Below are 16361 nucleotides of genomic sequence, written 5' to 3'. Positions count from 1 at the left end.
TCCGGTCAGGACGCGACGCCGGCGATCGCCAGCACGGTATGCATGAGAACGTTGGTGCCGGCGGTGCAGTCCGGCTGCGTCGCATCCTCCAGCTCGTTGTGGCTGATGCCGTCCTTGCAGGGCACGAACACCATCGCCGCCGGCATGATCGTGTTGAGGTTGCAGGCGTCGTGGCCGGCGCCGGAGGTGATGCGGCGCGAGGAATAGCCGAGCGTCTTTGCCGCGTTCTCGACCGCCGAGATCAGCTTGGGATCGAAATGCGTCGGCGGCTTGCGCCAGACCAGGTCGATCTTGACCTCGACCTTGCGGCGCGCGGCGATCTCGGCAATTGCGGCGCGCAGATCGCGATCGAGCGCGTCCATGATGGCGCCGTCCGCGCTGCGGCAATCCATGGTGAAGGCGATCTCGCCCGGAATGACGTTGCGCGAGGGGTTTGCGATCACGGCTTCGCCGATGGTGCCGACCGCATTCGGTCCGTGCTTCTTCGCGATGGATTCCATCGCCAGCACGATCTCCGACAGCGTCGCCAGCGCGTCGCGCCGCAGCGGCATCGGCGTGGATCCGGCATGGCTCTCGAAACCGGAAATCTTGCCGTCATACCACAGCACGCCCTGGCCGGAATCGACCACGCCGATGGTCTTGCCCTCGGCCTCCAGGATCGGGCCTTGCTCGATGTGCAATTCGACGAAGCAGCCAAGCTTCTGGAAGCCGACCGGCTTGTCGCCGCGATAGCCGATGCTGTCCAGCGCCTGGCCGACGGTCGTGCCCTCGGCGTCCTTGCGGGACAAAATGTCGTCGGTGGTGAAGTCGCCGACATAGGCGGCGGAGGCCATCATCGCGGGCGCGAAGCGCGAGCCTTCCTCGTTGGTCCAGTTCACGACGCAGATCGGCGCTTCGGTCTCGATGCCGGCATCGTTCAGCGTGCGGATCACCTCCAGCGCGCCGAGCGTGCCCAGAATGCCGTCATACTTGCCGCCGGTCGGCTGGGTGTCGAGATGCGAGCCGATGCCGACGGGCGGCTTCGACATGTCGCGGCCCTTGCGCAGGCCGAATTGTGAGCCGAGTGCGTCGGTGTGCACTTCGAGACCAGCGTCCTCGCAGGCCTGGCGGAACCAGTCGCGTACCTGCTTGTCTTCGCTGCTCAGCGTTAGCCGCCGCACACCGCCTTTGGCCGTCGCGCCGAATTGCGCGGTCTCGTGGATGGAGCCCCAGAGGCGGGCGGAATCGATTTGCAGATTGGTGGCGGCTCGGCTCATGCGGTCAGTCTCTCAGTTGTCATTCCGGGGCGGCTCGAAGAGCCGAACCCGGAATCTCGAGATTCCGGGTTCGATGCTGTCGCATCGCCCCGGAATGACGTTGAAGGTTGTCCGGCGCCTTTTTCAATGACGCGCCAGCGCGGGCGCGTCAACTGCGAGGCTGCTCTGCGCAATCTGCCGTGCAAGCTCGGCGACGCGCTCCACGGCGACGACGTCGGGCGAGGCGAGCCAGCTAGCGGTGAACGTCAGCGGTGCGATCGCAAGATCGGTGTCGAGCAGCTGTAACCGCCCGTCGGCGAGCTCGTTCTCGACGATCGCGTCGGGGATCACGGCGACGCCGAGGCCTTCGACCGCCATGTGGATAACGGTCGCTAGCGATGCGGACGCGTGCAGCCGGATCGGCGGCAGCTCCGGCCGGTCGAATACCTCGCGCACGACCTCGTAAGGCTTGGTCTTGCGCGGGAAGGTGATGATCGGAAACCGCGCAAGCTCCGCCGGTGTCACCCGGCCTTTGCCGAGGCCGAGCGAAGGGCTTGCGAGGAAGCCGATCGGGTAATCTGCGAGCACGCGATTATGCACGCCCGACGCCGACAACGGTCCGACCACGAAGGCAAGCTCGATCTCCTGCGCGAGCAGGCGCGCGGTGAGGTTGGGCGTGATGTCGACCTCGATCTCGAGCGACAGATTCGGATAGACCTGGTTCACGCTCTTCACGAGGCGCGGCAGCCAGGTGTGCACGATGGTCTCAGCGACGCCGAGCCGCATCACGCCGCGCATCGCCGAGCGGTCGCCGATCTCCGCCATCATCTGAGCGCGCAGGCCGATCAGCTTCTCCGCATAGACCATCATCTGCCGGCCGCTCGGCGTCGGCGAGGCGACGCGGTGGTCGCGGTTGAGCAGCTTGACGCCCATCTCGCGCTCGAGCTGGGCGATGCGCTGGGAGATCGCCGGCTGGGTCGTATTGAGCCGTGCTGCGGCGCCGCGGAAGCTGCCGAGCTTTACGACCCAGAGAAAAGTCTCGATCGACCTGAAGTCCAGCATTGAAAGGATTTTCCTTGCCGATAAAATAGATTTATCGATATCGATTAGAAAGGACGATTAGACTTTATAGCACGCTTGGTGTTGGCTGTCTTTGTCGAGTTTATAGGCAGGTCGATTACATGACTGTTTTGGTGGCAGTGCAGCAAACTGAAACGCCCGACGCCCTTCCGAGCCGCAAGGCGCGGCTTGCCTACCGGCAAGGGCTGGTCGCCTCCACCGCAGGCGTCGCCCCCGGCTTCGTCCAGGGCAATCTGGCGATCCTGCCGGCGGAATATGCCAGCGCCTTTCATCGCTTCTGCCAGCTCAATCCGAAGCCGTGCCCGATCATCGGCATGTCCGATGTCGGCAGTCCGCACATCCCTTCGCTCGGCGCCGATCTCGACATCCGCACCGACGTGCCGCGCTACCGCGTCTGGCGCGACGGCGAGGTCGTCGACGAGCCGACCGATGTGACGAAGCATTGGCGCGACGATCTCGTGACCTTCGTGCTCGGCTGCTCCTTCTCGTTCGAAGAAGCCTTGCTCGACGAGGGCATGCCGATCCGGCACATCGAGCGCAATGTGCGCGTGCCGATGTATCGTACCAACATCGCCTGCGGCGAGGCCGGTCCGTTCGCCGGCCCCATGGTGGTGTCGATGCGTCCGTTCAAGCCTTCGGATGCGATCCGCGCGGTGCAGATCACCTCGCGCTATCCCGCCGTGCACGGCGCGCCCGTCCATCTCGGCCATCCGCATCTGATCGGCATCAAGGACATCGCCAAGCCGGACTACGGCGATCCGGTGCCGGTCGCCGACGACGAGATTCCGGTGTTCTGGGCCTGCGGCGTGACGCCGCAATCCGTCATCAACGCCGCCAAGCTCCCGTTCGCGATCACGCATTCGCCCGGCCTGATGCTGGTGACGGATCTCAAGAACAGGACCATGGCCGTGATTTAATGGGCAGCGTATGCTGCATGTTAGGGCTTTACTGCATCCATCAATCGCTTCATTCGATCAGCCGAAATTCAGTACAGGGGACTTTGCCATGACGATCACTCGCCGCGACGTGTTGTTGGGAGCCACCGCGACTGCCGCACTGGTGCCGCTGGCGGCGCGCGCACAGACTTCCGAAGTCGTGATCGGCGTCATCTATCCGTTCTCCGGCGGCAGCGCGCAGCAGGGCGTCGATGCGCAGAAGGCCTATGAGACCGCGCTCGAGGTCATCAACAAGGACACCGATTTCGACCTGCCGCTGGCGAAGGGGGAGGGCCTGCCGGGCCTCGGCGGCGCCAAGGTCCGCCTCGTGTTCGCCGATCACCAGGCCGATCCGCAGAAGGGCCGCGCCGAAGCCGAGCGCCTGATCACGCAGGAGAAGGTCTCAGCCATCATCGGGACCTATCAGAGCGCCGTCGCCGTCACGGTGAGCCAGATCTGCGAGCGCTACCAGGTCCCGTTTGTGTCCGCCGACAATTCCTCGCCCAGCCTGCATCGCCGCGGCCTGAAGTACTATTTCCGCGCCGCGCCGCATGACGAGATGTATTCGGCCGCCATGTTCGACTTCTTCGACGCCATGAAGAAGAAGGGCACCAAGATCGAGACGCTGTCGCTGTTCCACGAGGACACCATTTTCGGCACCGATTCCGGCAACGCCCAGGCCAAGATCGCCGGCGAGCGCGCCTACAAGATCGTCACCGACATCAAGTATCGCGCCAACTCGCCCTCGCTCTCGGCCGAGGTGCAGCAGCTCAAGTCCGCGAATGCCGACGTGCTGATGCCCTCGAGCTACACCACCGACGGCATCCTCCTGGTCAAGACCATGGCCGAGCTCGGCTACAAGCCGAATGCGATCGTGGCGCAGGACGCCGGCTTCTCCGAGAAGGCGCTCTATGATGCCGTCGGCGACAAGCTCGAAGGCGTGATTTCGCGCGGCACCTTCTCGCTCGACCTCGCGCAGAAGCGCCCGATGGTCGGCAAGATCAACGAGATGTTCAAGACGCGGTCGGGCAAGGACTTCAACGACCTCACCTCGCGCCAGTTCATGGGCCTGATCATCCTCGCCGACGCCATCAGCCGCGCCAAGTCGACCGACGGCGAGAAGATCCGCGATGCGCTGGCCGCGACCGACATCCCGGGCGAGCAGACCATCATGCCCTGGAAGCGCGTCAAGTTCGACGAGATGGGCCAGAACAACGATGCGGACCCGGTGCTGCTGCAATATATCGGCGGCAAGTTCGTCACGATCTTCCCCCCGCAGGCCGCGATCGCCGAGGCGGTCTGGCCGATGAAGTAAGACTGGGACGCGGGAGCTCGGATGCAGCTCCCGCCCTCATCCCGAGGAGCGGGCGTAGTCCGCGTCTCGAAGGACGAGGGCTGGCCATCCTTCGAGACGCGCGCCTGAGCGCGCTCCTCGGGATGAGGATCTATTTCGGGGGACAGACTTTTGACAGCGCAAGCCATTATCCAGAGTCTCGCGAGCGGCCTCCTCATGGGGCTGTTGTACGGACTGATCGCGGTCGGCCTCGCGCTGATCTTCGGCCTGATGGACGTCACGAACTTCGCTCATGGCGAGTTCCTGATGATCGCGATGTACCTGTCCTTCTTCCTGTTCGCGTTCTTCGCGATCGACCCCTTGCTTTCGGCGCCGTTGGTCGCCGCGGCGCTCTTTATCTTCGGAGCGGTGGTCTACTTGCTCATTGTACGCTTCGCCATGCGGGCCAAGGCCAACGCCGGCATGGTGCAGATCTTCACCACGTTCGGCCTTGCCATCGTGATGCGGGGCCTGGCGCAGTTCTTCTTCACGCCTGATTATCGCAGCATTCCGCAATCCTGGCTCGGTGGCAAAACCATCTCGGTCGCCGGCATCTTCCTGCCGGAGCCGCAGCTGGTCGGTGCGCTGGTCTCGATCCTCGCCTTTGCCGGCCTCTACTTCTTCATCCATCGCACCGATTTCGGCCGCGCGCTGGAAGCCACCCGCGAAGATCCCGGTGCGGTCGCGCTGGTCGGCATCGACAAGAACCGCGTGTTCGCGTTCGGCTGGGGCCTTGGTGCCGCGCTGGTCGGTCTCGCTGGCGCGATCATGGCGAGCTTCTTCTATATCTATCCCGATGTCGGCGCGTCCTTTGCGCTGATCGCCTATGTCACGGTGGCGCTCGGCGGCTTCGGCAGCGTGTTCGGCGCCTTTGCCGGCGGCATCATCGTCGGCCTCGTCGAAGCGACCACCGCGCTGGTGCTGCCGCCGTCGCTGAAATCGGTCGGCATCTACGCGGTCTATCTGCTGGTCGTCTTCATCCGGCCGCGCGGCCTGTTCGGATCGATCTGATGGACAAGGATTTTGCAGCGCGGCGCCGCCGCGACCTCATCATCGCCGCGGTGCTCGCCGCGATTGCCGCAGCGACGCCATTGTTCGTGAAGGACGTCGTCGTCCAGAACATCCTGATCCTGACGCTGATGTATGCGGGCCTGTCGCAGAGCTGGAACATCCTGTCCGGCTATTGCGGGCAGATCTCGCTCGGGCACGCGCTGTATTTCGGCCTGGGCGCCTACACCACCGAGCTGCTGTTCACGAAGTTCGGCGTGCTGCCCTGGTTCGGCATGCTGGCGGGCGGCGTCGTGTCGGCGCTGATCGCGATGGGGCTCGGTTATCCCTTCTTCCGCCTGCGCGGCCATTACTTCGTGATCGCCACCATCGTCATCGCCGAGATCGGCTTGCTTCTGTTCCACAACTGGGAATGGGCCGGCGCCGCGATGGGCATCACCATTCCAATCCGCGGCGACAGCTGGCTGAAATTCCAGTTCCTGCGCACCAAGCTGCCATACTTCTATTTCGCGCTGGCGCTGTGCTGCCTCGCCTGGTTCGTCACCTGGTGGCTGGAGAACTCAAAATGGGGATTCTGGTGGCGTGCGGTGAAGGACAATCCGGACGCGGCCGAGAGCCTCGGTGTCGACGTGTTCAATTCCAAGATGGGCGCGGCCGCCGTCTCCGCCTTCCTGGTCGCGGTGGGTGGCAGCTTCTATGCCCAGTTCGTCTCCTACATCGATCCTGAAAGCGTCATGGGCTTCCAGTTCTCGCTCTTGATGGCGCTGCCCGCCGTGCTCGGCGGCATCGGCACCCTGTGGGGGCCGGTGTTAGGGGCCGCCATCCTGATCCCGCTGACGGAGCTGACCCGCTTCAAGTTCGGCGGCTCCGGGCGCGGTGTCGACCTCATCGTCTACGGCACGCTGATCGTCCTGATCTCGCTGGCCTTGCCGCGGGGACTGCTCAGCCTGTTTTCACGCCGGAAGAAGACGGGGGCCGCACGATGACCGCGCTTCTTGAAACCCGCGGCGTCTGGCAGCGGTTCGGCGGCCTCGTCGCCAACAGCGACGTCTCGATCTCGGTCGGCCGCGGCGAGATCGTCGGCCTGATCGGCCCCAACGGCGCCGGCAAGTCGACGCTGTTCAATCTCATCGCAGGCGTTCTGCCGCCGACGCAAGGCTCGATTCTCTTCGACGGCGAGGACGTCACCCACATGCCGGCGGCCGAACGCTGCCAGCGCGGCGTCGGCCGCACCTTCCAGGTCGTCAAGAGTTTTGAGACCATGACGGTGATCGACAATGTCATCGTCGGCGCGCTGGTGCGCAACACCGTGATGCGCGAGGCCCGTCGCAAGGCGCACGAGGTCTTGGAGTTCACCGGCCTTGCCGCGCGCGCCGACGTGCTTGCCAGCGACCTCGTGCCCGCCGAGAAGCGCCGTCTCGAAGTCGCCCGTGCGCTCGCGACCGAACCGAAACTGCTGCTGCTCGACGAAGTCCTCACCGGCCTGACGCCGACCGAAGCGCAGACCGGTGTCGCGCTGGTGCGCAAGGTGCGCGATGCCGGCATCACCGTGTTGATGGTCGAGCACGTCATGGAGATCGTGATGCCCTTGGTCGATCGCGCCATCGTGCTCGATCTCGGCAAGGTGCTGGTCGAGGGCAAGCCCGCCGATGTCGTTCGCGATCCCAAGGTGATCAGCGCATATCTGGGAGATCGTCATGCTCAGCGTGCGTGAAGTCACGACCGCCTATCAGGGCCTGGTCGCGATCTCCGCGATCTCGATCGAGGTCCAGAAGGGCGAGATCGTCTGCGTCGCCGGCGCCAACGGCGCGGGCAAATCGACGCTGCTCAAATCCATCGCCGGCGCCGAGCGGCCGCGTTCCGGCACGGTGACGTTCGACGGCAAGCGCCTCGACGGCATGGCGCAGCACCACATCACGGCGACCGGCATTGCCTTTGTGCCGGAGAATCGCCGCCTGTTCCCGCGCCTGTCGGTGCGCGACAATCTGCGTCTCGGCAGCTATCTCTACCGCGGTGACGCGAACCGCGAGGGGCCGCTCGATCTCGTCTTCCAGCTGTTTCCCCGCCTGGCCGAGCGCCTGGAGCAGCGCGCCGAAACGCTAAGCGGCGGCGAGCAGCAGATGCTCGCGATCGGCCGCGCGTTGATGACGCGCCCGCGTCTGTTGATGCTGGACGAGCCCTCGCAGGGCATCATGCCAAAGCTTGTCGACGAGATTTTCCAGGCGGTGAAGCGCATCCGCGACGCCGGCATGACCGTGCTGATCGTCGAGCAGCGCATGGCCGAGTGCCTGGAGATCGCCGACCGCGCCTACATCCTGCAAACCGGCCGCGTGCTGATGCAGGGGCCCGCGGCTGAGATCAGGGGCAATCCCGACGTGAGGAAGGCGTATCTGGGGCTGTAGGCGTTGACGCCGTCGCCGCACTCTCCGCCGTCATCCTGAGGTGCGCGCTCTTGCGCGCCTCGAAGAATGAGCCGCGAGCGCCCGTAGCCCATCCTTCGAGGCTTCACCTTGCGATGCATCGCATCGCAAGGCTCGTACCTCAGGATGACGGCGGTGGGTGTGGTTCAATGACCGTGCCCATGCTCCGGCAACGTCACCCCAAACACCTTCACCAGATCCGCCACCTGCTCCGGTGACAGATAGCGCGGGTTCATCCCCCGCAGCAGCAGATAGAGCTTCGCCGTCTCCTCCAGCTCCTCCGTCGCGAACACCGCGGCTTCCAGCGTGTCGCCGGCAACGACCGGGCCGTGATTGGCGAGCAGCACCGATGAATATTTCCCCGCCAGGCCCTTGATCGCATCCGCGACCGCGGGATCGCCGGGGCGGTAGTACGGCACGAGCGCGGTGGCGCCGCATTTCATCAGATAATAGGCCGTCATCGGCGGCAGCGCGGCGCGCGGGTCGATCTCGGGCAGCATCGAGAGCGCAACCGACTGGGTGGAGTGCAGGTGCACGATGGCGCGGGCACTGCCGCGCGTGTCATAGAGCGCGGTGTGCAGCGGAACTTCCTTGGTCGGGGCATCGCCCGACACCAGCCGGCCCCTCTCGTCCAGCCGCGACAGCTTCGCAGGATCGAGGAAACCGAGCGAGGCATTGGTCGGCGTCACCAGCCAGCCGCCGCCGTCCAGCCTGACGCTGATATTGCCGGAGGAGCCGGGCGTCAGCCCGCGCTCGAACAGGGACCGTCCGAAGCGGCAGATGTCCTCGCGCAGCCGCGTCTCGTTGCTCGCTTCAGGTTTCATGGCCGTCATGCCCGCTTGTCTCACGCTTTGGCAGCGCGGCCAAGCCGTGATATCGGTTCGCCGAGCCGCCGCAAAAGCCGGCCGTCCGGGAAACGTTCGCAAGGGTTAGTTGCATGTCCGCCTCCACGTCACAAAATCAGCGCATCGCGGTCATCGGGCTCGGCTCGATGGGGTTTGGCATGGCGACCTCGCTGAAGCGCGCCGGCCACGCCGTCACCGGTTGTGACGTTTCGGCCGAGGCGGTGGCGCGTTTCGTCAAGGATGGTGGCGCGGGTGCCAAAACGCCGGCCGAGGCGGCCAAGAGCGCGGACATCGTCGTCAGCGTCGTCGTCAATGCCGCGCAGACGGAAGCCGTCCTGTTCGGCAAGGATGGGGCCGCCGAGACCATGCCTGAAGGCAGCGTCTTCGTATCCTCCGCCACGATGGACCCCGACGTGGCACGACGCCTGGCCAAGCAGCTGGAGGCGACCGGCCGGCATTATCTGGATGCACCGATTTCCGGCGGAGCGCAGCGCGCCGCGCAAGGCGAGCTGACGATCCTCGCCTCCGGCAGCCCCACAGCGTTCGCGAAGGCGCGGCCTGCGCTCGATGCCATGGCCGCAAAGCTCTACGAGCTCGGCGATGCCGCCGGCCAGGGCGCCGCCTTCAAGATGATCAACCAGCTGCTCGCCGGCGTGCACATCGCCGCCGCCTCGGAGGCGATGGCATTCGCCGCCAAGCAGGGCCTCGACATCCGCAAGGTCTATGAGGTGATCACGGCCTCCGCCGGCAATTCCTGGATGTTCGAGAACCGCATGCCGCACGTGCTCGACGGCGACTACACACCGCGCAGCGCCGTCGAGATATTCGTCAAGGACCTCGGCATCATCCAGGACATGGCGCGCAGCGCGCGATTCCCGGTGCCGGTCTCCGCCGCCGCACTCCAGATGTTCCTGATGACATCGGCCGCCGGCATGGGCCGGGACGACGACGCCTCGGTGGCGCGGATGTATGCGCAGGTCACCGGCGTCAAGCTGCCCGGCGACAAGTAACGAAGAGGACGCCAATGCCCCGTTTCGCCGCCAATCTCTCGATGATGTTCACCGAGGTGCCGTTCCTCGATCGCTTCGATGCCGCAGCCCAGGCTGGCTTCACCGCGGTCGAGTTTCTCTTTCCCTATGAGCATCCGGCCGAGGCGGTCGGCGACCGCCTCAAGCGCAACGGCCTGACCCAGGCGCTGTTCAACCTGCCGCCGGGCGACTGGAACGCCGGCGAGAAGGGCTTTGCGGCGCTCCCCTCGCGCTTCTCCGATCTCAAGGCGGGCCTGGAGACCGCTCTGCCTTACGCCAAGGCGACCGGCGTCAAGCGGCTGCACCTGATGGCCGGCATCGCCAACCGCGGCGAGCGCGTCGCGATCGAGGCATTCTACAAATCGGTGGCATGGGCTGCGGAGTTCTTCGCCCCGCACGGCATCGATATCGTGCTCGAGCCGATCAATGCGCGCAACGTGCCTGGCTACTTCCTCAACGATTTCGGCTTTGCGCGCGATCTGATCCAGGAGCTGAGGCTTCCGAACCTCAAGCTCCAGTTCGACATCTATCACTGCCAGATCATCCATGGCGACGTCACGATGCGGCTGCGCGAGATGATGCCGATCGTCGGCCACATCCAGATCGCCAGCATCCCCTCGCGCAACGAGCCTGACGGGGAGGAGCTGAACTATCCGTTCCTGTTCGAAGAGCTCGACCGCCTCGGCTATGCCGGCTTCGTCGGCTGCGAGTACAATCCGCGCGGCAAGACCACCGACGGCCTTGCCTGGTTCAAGCCTTATGCAGGAGTGAAGCCGTGACACTTGCGTTGGGCTGCATCGCCGACGATTACACCGGCGCTTCCGATCTCGCCAACACGCTGACACGCGCGGGCCTGCGCACCGTGCAGACCATCGGCGTGCCCGCGGACGATCTCGCACTGCCCGAGGTCGATGCCGTCGTGGTGTCGCTGAAGAGCCGCTCGATCGAGGCCGGCCTTGCCGTGTCGCGTTCGCGCGCGGCGGATCAGTGGCTGCGCGGCCGCGGCGCCGGCCACGTGCTGTTCAAGATCTGCTCGACCTTCGATTCCACCGACGCCGGCAATATCGGCCCGGTGATGGACGCGCTGCGTGCCGATGGCGGCGAAGGTGCGGTGCTGGTGACGCCGGCCTTCCCGGAGACCGGCCGCACCGTCTACCAGGGCAACCTTTTCGTCGGCGCGGTGCCGCTCAACGAGAGCCCGCTGAAGGACCATCCGCTCAACCCGATGCACGATTCCAACCTGGTGCGCGTGCTGGCGCGCCAGAGCAGGACGCAGATCGGTCTCGTCGACCTCGCCACCGTCACGCGCGGCGCAGATGCCGTGCGGGCGCGGCTGGCCGAGCTGGCGGGCAAGGGCATCGGCGCGGCGATCATCGACGCGGTCTTCGACCGCGACCTCGAGACCATCGGCCTCGTCGCCGCCGAACATCGGCTGTCGGTCGGCGCCTCCGGCATCGGCCTCGGGCTCGCGCGTGCGCTGGTGTCGACGGGTAAAGTCAAATCGGCCGGGGCGAACGGCGAGACCGGCATTGCCGTCGGCGGACCGGCGGCCTGCCTCGCCGGGAGCTGCTCTCAGGCGACGCTTCAGCAGATCGCCAACGCCGAACGCGTCATGCCGGTGCTTCACCTCGATCCGGACCGTATCATTACGGGGGGCGGCGAAGCGCAGCGTGCGCTGGACTGGGCGAGACCGCGGCTTGCGGAGGGGCCGGTGCTGATCGCCTCGAGCGCGACGCCCGATCAGGTCGCCGCACTGCAGGCGCGGCACGGTCGCGACGCGGCCGGCCACGCGATCGAGCAGACCATGGCCGACATCGCGGAAAGCCTTGTAAAATCAGGCGTGCGGCGACTGATCGTTGCCGGCGGCGAGACCTCCGGTGCGGTGGTCGATCGGTTGAAGATTCCCGGATTTCTCGTCGGAGTGGAAATCGCGGCAGGTGTCCCGGTGCTGCATGCGGTGGGCGCGCAAGCCGACATGCTGCTCGCTCTGAAGTCCGGAAACTTCGGCGGCGCTGAATTTTTCTCCGACGCGCTTAGGCTCATGCGCTGAGCGCAGAGCATTTTTAGCGACGTGTTCATCTCTTTGAGGCTCCGTACTCGTACGGGGTCGTAGTTAACATCTGCGCAGGTGCTCTGGTGTTGGATGTTGGTGCTGCTCCCTTTGGTTGATTCGTAATACCTCCGGACGCGCACCGCGCCAGCACAAAGAGACCCGATTATGCTTGCCACCATTTCCATCCGCGCCAAGATCATCAGTGTCGTGGCGTTCCTGCTGGTCGCAATGGCCGGCATGGGTCTCCTGGCCGTCATGAAAATGCGGTCGATGAATGCCAACACGATCGACATCACCACGAGCTGGATGCCCAGTGTGCGGGTGCTTGGCGAGCTTCGTGCGAGCGTCATCACCTATCGCAACGTGGTCCGCCAGCACATGCTTTCCGAAACGCTGGACGAGAAGCTCGCCAACGAGAAGACGGGTGTGACGGTGATCGAGGCGCTCGCCAAGATCCGCGGCCGGTACGAGCCAATGATCACCTCGCCAGAGGAGCGGGCGCTCTACAACCAGTGGGCAAAACTCTGGGACGACTACAAGAAGGGCACCGAGGAGGTGATGGCGCTCTCGCGCAAGGAGGCCGGCAAGGTCCCGCACGAAGCCCAGGAACTGAACAGCAAGACGGTCAACAAGATCGGTCTTGCGTCGGATGAGGTCCTGATGAAGGACATCGAGCTCAACACCAAGGGTGGCGATCAGGCGGCTCAGGATGCCGCGGACAGCTACTCCTATGCTTTTATGCTGGTCTCGATCATTCTCGGCGCCGCCGTCATCATCGGCATCGGCGTCGGCTTCTATCTCGTCCAGGACGTCTCGAAGGGCATCAACTCGATCATCGAGCCGATGCAGGCGCTGGGCAAGGGCGACCTCTCCGCCGAAGTCCCGCACCGGGGCGAGAAGACCGAGATCGGCGCCATGGCCGACGTGCTCCAGATCTTCAAGGAGGCGCTGATCGCCAAGAAAGCCGCCGACGAGGCTGCGGCCACGGATGCCGAAGCCAAGATCGAACGCGGCCGCCGCGTCGACAACATCACCCGCGAATTCGAAACCATGATCGGCGAGATCGTCCAGACCGTGTCGTCGGCTTCGACCCAGCTGGAGGCCTCCGCATCGACACTGACCTCGACCGCCGACCGCTCCCAGAGGCTGGCAACCACCGTTGCCAGCGCTTCGGAGGAAGCCTCGACCAACGTGCAGTCGGTGGCCTCGGCGACCGAGGAGATGGCTTCGTCGGTCGGCGAGATCAGCCGTCAGGTGCAGGAATCGGCGCGGATGGCGGGCGATGCCGTCGGCCAGGCCCGTGCCACCACCGAGCGGGTCAGCGAGCTTTCCAAGGCGGCGTCCCGCATCGGCGACGTGGTCGAGCTGATCAACACCATCGCCGGCCAGACCAACCTGCTGGCGCTGAACGCGACCATCGAGGCCGCACGTGCCGGCGAGGCCGGCCGCGGCTTCGCCGTGGTGGCCTCCGAGGTGAAGGCGCTCGCCGAGCAGACCGCGAAAGCCACCGGCGAAATCGGTCAGCAGATCTCCGGCATCCAGGCGGCGACCAACGACTCGGTCGGCGCCATCAAGGAAATCTCCTCGACCATCGAGCGTCTCTCGGAGATCTCGTCGGCGATTGCGGCGGCGGTGGAAGAGCAGGGCGCGGCGACGCAGGAGATCGCCCGCAACGTGCAGCAGGCCGCGCAAGGTACCCAACAGGTCTCCTCCAACATCACCGACGTGCAGCGCGGAGCGACCGAGACCGGCACGGCGTCCTCACAAGTGCTGTCGGCGGCGCAAATGCTGTCGAACGACTCGGGCCGGCTGAAGAATGAGGTCAGCAAGTTCCTGACCAACGTGCGCGCGGCCTGATCCTTTCGGACAGGTATCAAACTACGCAAGAGCGGCGTCATCGGCGCCGCTCTTTGCTTTTGGCGCACCGCCCGGCCCCGGACTTATTTTTCACGTGGGTCATACGGTTCCAAATCTTTACGGGTTCCGAACGCGGGGAACTAAAAGTCCTCGCAGCATTTCGGAGGCCCATCGTGAAGCTGTTTTCGTTTTCTGCCATTCGCTCCATCCAGTTGAAGATTGCCCTGATCGCCGGCCTCTGCCTCGCGGTCACCTGCGTCGTGCTGATCGGCTACGGCCTCTTCTCCACGCAGAGCATGAACCAGTACGTGACCCACGAGGTCATGCAGCTGGTCGACAATCAGACCAAGGAAAGCCTGACGAACCGCGCTGCCACCGAAGCCAGCGCCATCAAGGCCGAGTTGGAGGTCGGATTTGATGCCGCGCGCACCATCGCGCATGCGTTCGCGACGCTGGCAGACGAGAAGACCGGCACCCCCATCGCAGCCCGGCGCGCTCAGTTCAACGCGCTGCTCCGCCACGTGCTCGAGCTCAATCCTGCTTTCAACGGTACCTATTCTGCCTGGGAGCCCGGCGCGCTGGATGGCGATGACGCGGCGTTCAAGGGCCGCAAGGAGGTTGGATCGGACAATACCGGCCGGTTCCTGCCCTATTGGACGCGCAATGCCAACGGCGACATCGCCGTTCAGCCGCTGGTCGAGTACGACAGCAGCGAGCGGCATCCCAACGGTCTGGTGAAGGGCGCCTGGTACATCAATCCGAACACGACGGGTAAGGAGAACATCCTCGGTCCGCTGCCCTACATCGTGCAGGGCAAGGCCGTCTTCCTGGCGACCATGTCGGTGCCGGTCATGATCGGCGGCAAGTTCCGCGGCGTTGCCGGCGCCGACTACAATCTCGACTTCGTGCAGAAGCTGGCCCTCAAGATCAATGCCTCGCTGTTCGAGGGCAAGGGCAAGGTCGCGATCCTCAACGATACCGGCCTGATCGTGGCCAACAGCGCCAATCAGGACGTGATCGGCAAGAACGCTTCGGCAGCCGATCCGCGCTGGAGCGAGAGCCTCGCCATCGTCAAGGCCGGCAAAAGCGCAGTGCAGGACGATCCGAAGTTCGCCAACATCGATATCTATGCGCCGATCCGCTTCGGGCTCACCGAGAATGCGTGGTCGGTCGTGATCTCGGTCCCGCGCGAGGTCGTGCTGGCGTCCGCACGGCAGCTGGATGCCTCGCTCAGTGCCCGCGCGACGTCGAGCACGTTCTGGCAGCTCGGTGTCGGCCTCGTCATCGGGCTGGCGGCGATCTTCTTGATCTCGTTCGCTGCACGCAAGATCGCGCGGCCGATCCAGGACTGCGCCAATTTCGCCGACGGCATCGCCAAGGGCGACTTCAACCAGCAGCTCAAGATCGATCAGGCCGACGAGGTCGGCAGGCTCGCGACGTCGCTGAGCTCGATGCAGGACGACATCAAGCGCAGCATCGAGCAACGTGCCCAGGACCAGGCCGCTGCCGATCGCGAACGCAAGCGCACCATGAACGAGCTGGCCGACAGCTTCGAAGCGCAGGTGGGCGGCATCGTGGAAACGGTGTCCGCCGCATCCGGCGCGCTGGAAAGCTCGGCCGGATCGCTGAGCTCGACCGCCGAGCGGGCGCAAGAGCTCGCCTCCGTCGTCGCCACCGCATCCGACCAGGCATCTGGTAACGTGCAGTCGGTGGCCTCGGCGACCGAGGAGATGGCTTCGTCGGTCGGCGAGATCAGCCGTCAGGTGCAGGAATCGGCGCGAATGGCGGGCGATGCCGTCGGCCAGGCGCGCGCCACCACCGAGCGGGTCAGCGAGCTTTCCAAGGCGGCGTCCCGCATCGGCGACGTGGTCGAGCTGATCAACACCATCGCCGGCCAGACCAACCTGCTGGCGCTGAACGCGACCATCGAGGCCGCACGTGCCGGCGAGGCCGGCCGCGGCTTCGCCGTGGTGGCCTCGGAGGTGAAGGCGCTCGCCGAGCAGACCGCGAAGGCCACCGGCGAGATCGGCCAGCAGATCTCCGGCATCCAGGCGGCGACCAACGACTCGGTCGGCGCCATCAAGGAGATCTCCTCGACCATCGAGCGCCTGTCGGAAATCTCGTCGGCGATTGCGGCGGCGGTGGAAGAGCAGGGCGCGGCGACCCAGGAGATCGCCCGCAACGTGCAGCAGGCCGCGCAAGGTACCCAGCAGGTCTCCTCCAACATCACCGACGTGCAGCGCGGAGCGACCGAGACCGGCACGGCGTCCTCACAAGTGCTGTCGGCGGCGCAAATGCTGTCGAACGACTCGGGCCGGCTGAAGAATGAGGTCAGCAAGTTCCTGACCAACGTCCGCGCGGCATAAGTTCGCGCGCACAGCTATCGCTCCAGGAACGAGCGGCGTCAAAAGCGCCGCTCGTTTCCTTTTTTGCGGCCGGTAGCATGATGTTGCCTACAGGTAGCATCAAGGGGAAGCACCCGTAGACGCACGGTGGTTCCGTTTCATCGTTGGTTAAACTCGCTTTATGAGAATGACGCCAAGACGACTCGAACAGCGGCCGTCCGA

General features: G+C 65.1%; 14 protein-coding genes. 11 read left to right on the top strand and 3 right to left on the bottom strand.

Annotation, left to right across the window (positions count from 1 at the left end):
* Positions 1 to 5 precede the first annotated feature (5 nt).
* Entirely contained in the window at positions 6 to 1256 is a 1251-nt protein-coding gene (locus CIT37_RS28425) for a Zn-dependent hydrolase (RefSeq protein WP_038972755.1), read from the bottom strand.
* 123 nt (positions 1257 to 1379) lie between these two features.
* Positions 1380 to 2297, bottom strand: coding sequence for a LysR family transcriptional regulator (locus CIT37_RS28420; protein ID WP_018315615.1), 918 nt, complete (start codon positions 2295 to 2297; stop codon positions 1380 to 1382).
* A gap of 119 nt (positions 2298 to 2416) precedes the next feature.
* Here CIT37_RS28420 and CIT37_RS28415 point away from each other — a divergent pair, with 119 nt between their 5' ends.
* The 6 genes from CIT37_RS28415 to CIT37_RS28390 all read left to right on the top strand — a co-directional run bounded on the left by CIT37_RS28415 (position 2417) and on the right by CIT37_RS28390 (position 7993).
* Complete coding sequence (locus tag CIT37_RS28415; protein ID WP_028143392.1) at positions 2417 to 3232, top strand: putative hydro-lyase; 816 nt, start codon at positions 2417 to 2419, stop codon at positions 3230 to 3232.
* Between the two features lie 88 nt (positions 3233 to 3320).
* A complete protein-coding gene (locus tag CIT37_RS28410; RefSeq protein ID WP_026201530.1) occupies positions 3321 to 4565 on the top strand; it encodes an ABC transporter substrate-binding protein in 1245 nt (414 codons plus the stop codon).
* 195 nt (positions 4566 to 4760) lie between these two features.
* Positions 4761 to 5594 carry a branched-chain amino acid ABC transporter permease gene (locus CIT37_RS28405; protein WP_240536472.1) on the top strand — a complete coding sequence of 278 codons (834 nt, stop codon included), beginning with the start codon at positions 4761 to 4763 and terminating at the stop codon, positions 5592 to 5594.
* Positions 5594 to 6577 (top strand): branched-chain amino acid ABC transporter permease, encoded by a 984-nt coding sequence (locus tag CIT37_RS28400; RefSeq protein ID WP_028143390.1) that lies wholly within the window; start codon positions 5594 to 5596, stop codon positions 6575 to 6577. The genes CIT37_RS28405 and CIT37_RS28400 overlap by 1 nt, the downstream gene beginning before the upstream one ends.
* On the top strand, positions 6574 to 7305 hold the full coding sequence (locus CIT37_RS28395) for an ABC transporter ATP-binding protein (protein ID WP_028143389.1): 732 nt from the start codon (positions 6574 to 6576) through the stop codon (positions 7303 to 7305). Before CIT37_RS28400 ends, CIT37_RS28395 begins: the two co-directional genes overlap by 4 nt.
* Positions 7289 to 7993, top strand: coding sequence for an ABC transporter ATP-binding protein (locus CIT37_RS28390; RefSeq protein WP_095426336.1), 705 nt, complete (start codon positions 7289 to 7291; stop codon positions 7991 to 7993). Before CIT37_RS28395 ends, CIT37_RS28390 begins: the two co-directional genes overlap by 17 nt.
* Before the next feature lie 164 nt (positions 7994 to 8157).
* On the opposite strand, the gene otnC is transcribed toward CIT37_RS28390, so the two are convergent.
* A complete protein-coding gene (otnC, locus tag CIT37_RS28385; RefSeq protein WP_038947090.1) occupies positions 8158 to 8844 on the bottom strand; it encodes a 3-oxo-tetronate 4-phosphate decarboxylase in 687 nt (228 codons plus the stop codon).
* 104 nt (positions 8845 to 8948) lie between these two features.
* Here otnC and ltnD point away from each other — a divergent pair, with 104 nt between their 5' ends.
* The 5 genes from ltnD to CIT37_RS28360 all read left to right on the top strand — a co-directional run bounded on the left by ltnD (position 8949) and on the right by CIT37_RS28360 (position 16160).
* Complete coding sequence (gene ltnD, locus CIT37_RS28380; protein WP_028143386.1) at positions 8949 to 9866, top strand: L-threonate dehydrogenase; 918 nt, start codon at positions 8949 to 8951, stop codon at positions 9864 to 9866.
* 14 nt (positions 9867 to 9880) lie between these two features.
* Positions 9881 to 10663 (top strand): 2-oxo-tetronate isomerase, encoded by a 783-nt coding sequence (gene otnI / locus CIT37_RS28375; protein ID WP_095426335.1) that lies wholly within the window; start codon positions 9881 to 9883, stop codon positions 10661 to 10663.
* On the top strand, positions 10660 to 11934 hold the full coding sequence (gene otnK / locus CIT37_RS28370) for a 3-oxo-tetronate kinase (protein WP_095426334.1): 1275 nt from the start codon (positions 10660 to 10662) through the stop codon (positions 11932 to 11934). Before otnI ends, otnK begins: the two co-directional genes overlap by 4 nt.
* A gap of 168 nt (positions 11935 to 12102) precedes the next feature.
* Positions 12103 to 13794 (top strand): methyl-accepting chemotaxis protein, encoded by a 1692-nt coding sequence (locus CIT37_RS28365; RefSeq protein WP_028143383.1) that lies wholly within the window; start codon positions 12103 to 12105, stop codon positions 13792 to 13794.
* Positions 13795 to 13967: 173 nt separating this feature from the next.
* Positions 13968 to 16160 (top strand): methyl-accepting chemotaxis protein, encoded by a 2193-nt coding sequence (locus tag CIT37_RS28360; protein WP_109866615.1) that lies wholly within the window; start codon positions 13968 to 13970, stop codon positions 16158 to 16160.
* Positions 16161 to 16361: the final 201 nt, after the last annotated feature.

This window comes from Bradyrhizobium ottawaense (assembly GCF_002278135.3).
GTDB lineage: Bacteria > Pseudomonadota > Alphaproteobacteria > Rhizobiales > Xanthobacteraceae > Bradyrhizobium > Bradyrhizobium ottawaense.
This window is presented reverse-complemented; position numbering and strand designations above follow the sequence as displayed.

Coding starts and splice junctions, on each gene's coding strand:
- CIT37_RS28425 (WP_038972755.1), bottom strand. CDS start 1,256: ATGAGCCGAGCCGCCACCAATCTGCAAATCGATTCCGCCCGCCTCTGG.
- CIT37_RS28420 (WP_018315615.1), bottom strand. CDS start 2,297: ATGCTGGACTTCAGGTCGATCGAGACTTTTCTCTGGGTCGTAAAGCTC.
- CIT37_RS28415 (WP_028143392.1), top strand. CDS start 2,417: ATGACTGTTTTGGTGGCAGTGCAGCAAACTGAAACGCCCGACGCCCTT.
- CIT37_RS28410 (WP_026201530.1), top strand. CDS start 3,321: ATGACGATCACTCGCCGCGACGTGTTGTTGGGAGCCACCGCGACTGCC.
- CIT37_RS28405 (WP_240536472.1), top strand. CDS start 4,761: ATGGGGCTGTTGTACGGACTGATCGCGGTCGGCCTCGCGCTGATCTTC.
- CIT37_RS28400 (WP_028143390.1), top strand. CDS start 5,594: ATGGACAAGGATTTTGCAGCGCGGCGCCGCCGCGACCTCATCATCGCC.
- CIT37_RS28395 (WP_028143389.1), top strand. CDS start 6,574: ATGACCGCGCTTCTTGAAACCCGCGGCGTCTGGCAGCGGTTCGGCGGC.
- CIT37_RS28390 (WP_095426336.1), top strand. CDS start 7,289: ATGCTCAGCGTGCGTGAAGTCACGACCGCCTATCAGGGCCTGGTCGCG.
- otnC (WP_038947090.1), bottom strand. CDS start 8,844: ATGACGGCCATGAAACCTGAAGCGAGCAACGAGACGCGGCTGCGCGAG.
- ltnD (WP_028143386.1), top strand. CDS start 8,949: ATGTCCGCCTCCACGTCACAAAATCAGCGCATCGCGGTCATCGGGCTC.
- otnI (WP_095426335.1), top strand. CDS start 9,881: ATGCCCCGTTTCGCCGCCAATCTCTCGATGATGTTCACCGAGGTGCCG.
- CIT37_RS28365 (WP_028143383.1), top strand. CDS start 12,103: ATGCTTGCCACCATTTCCATCCGCGCCAAGATCATCAGTGTCGTGGCG.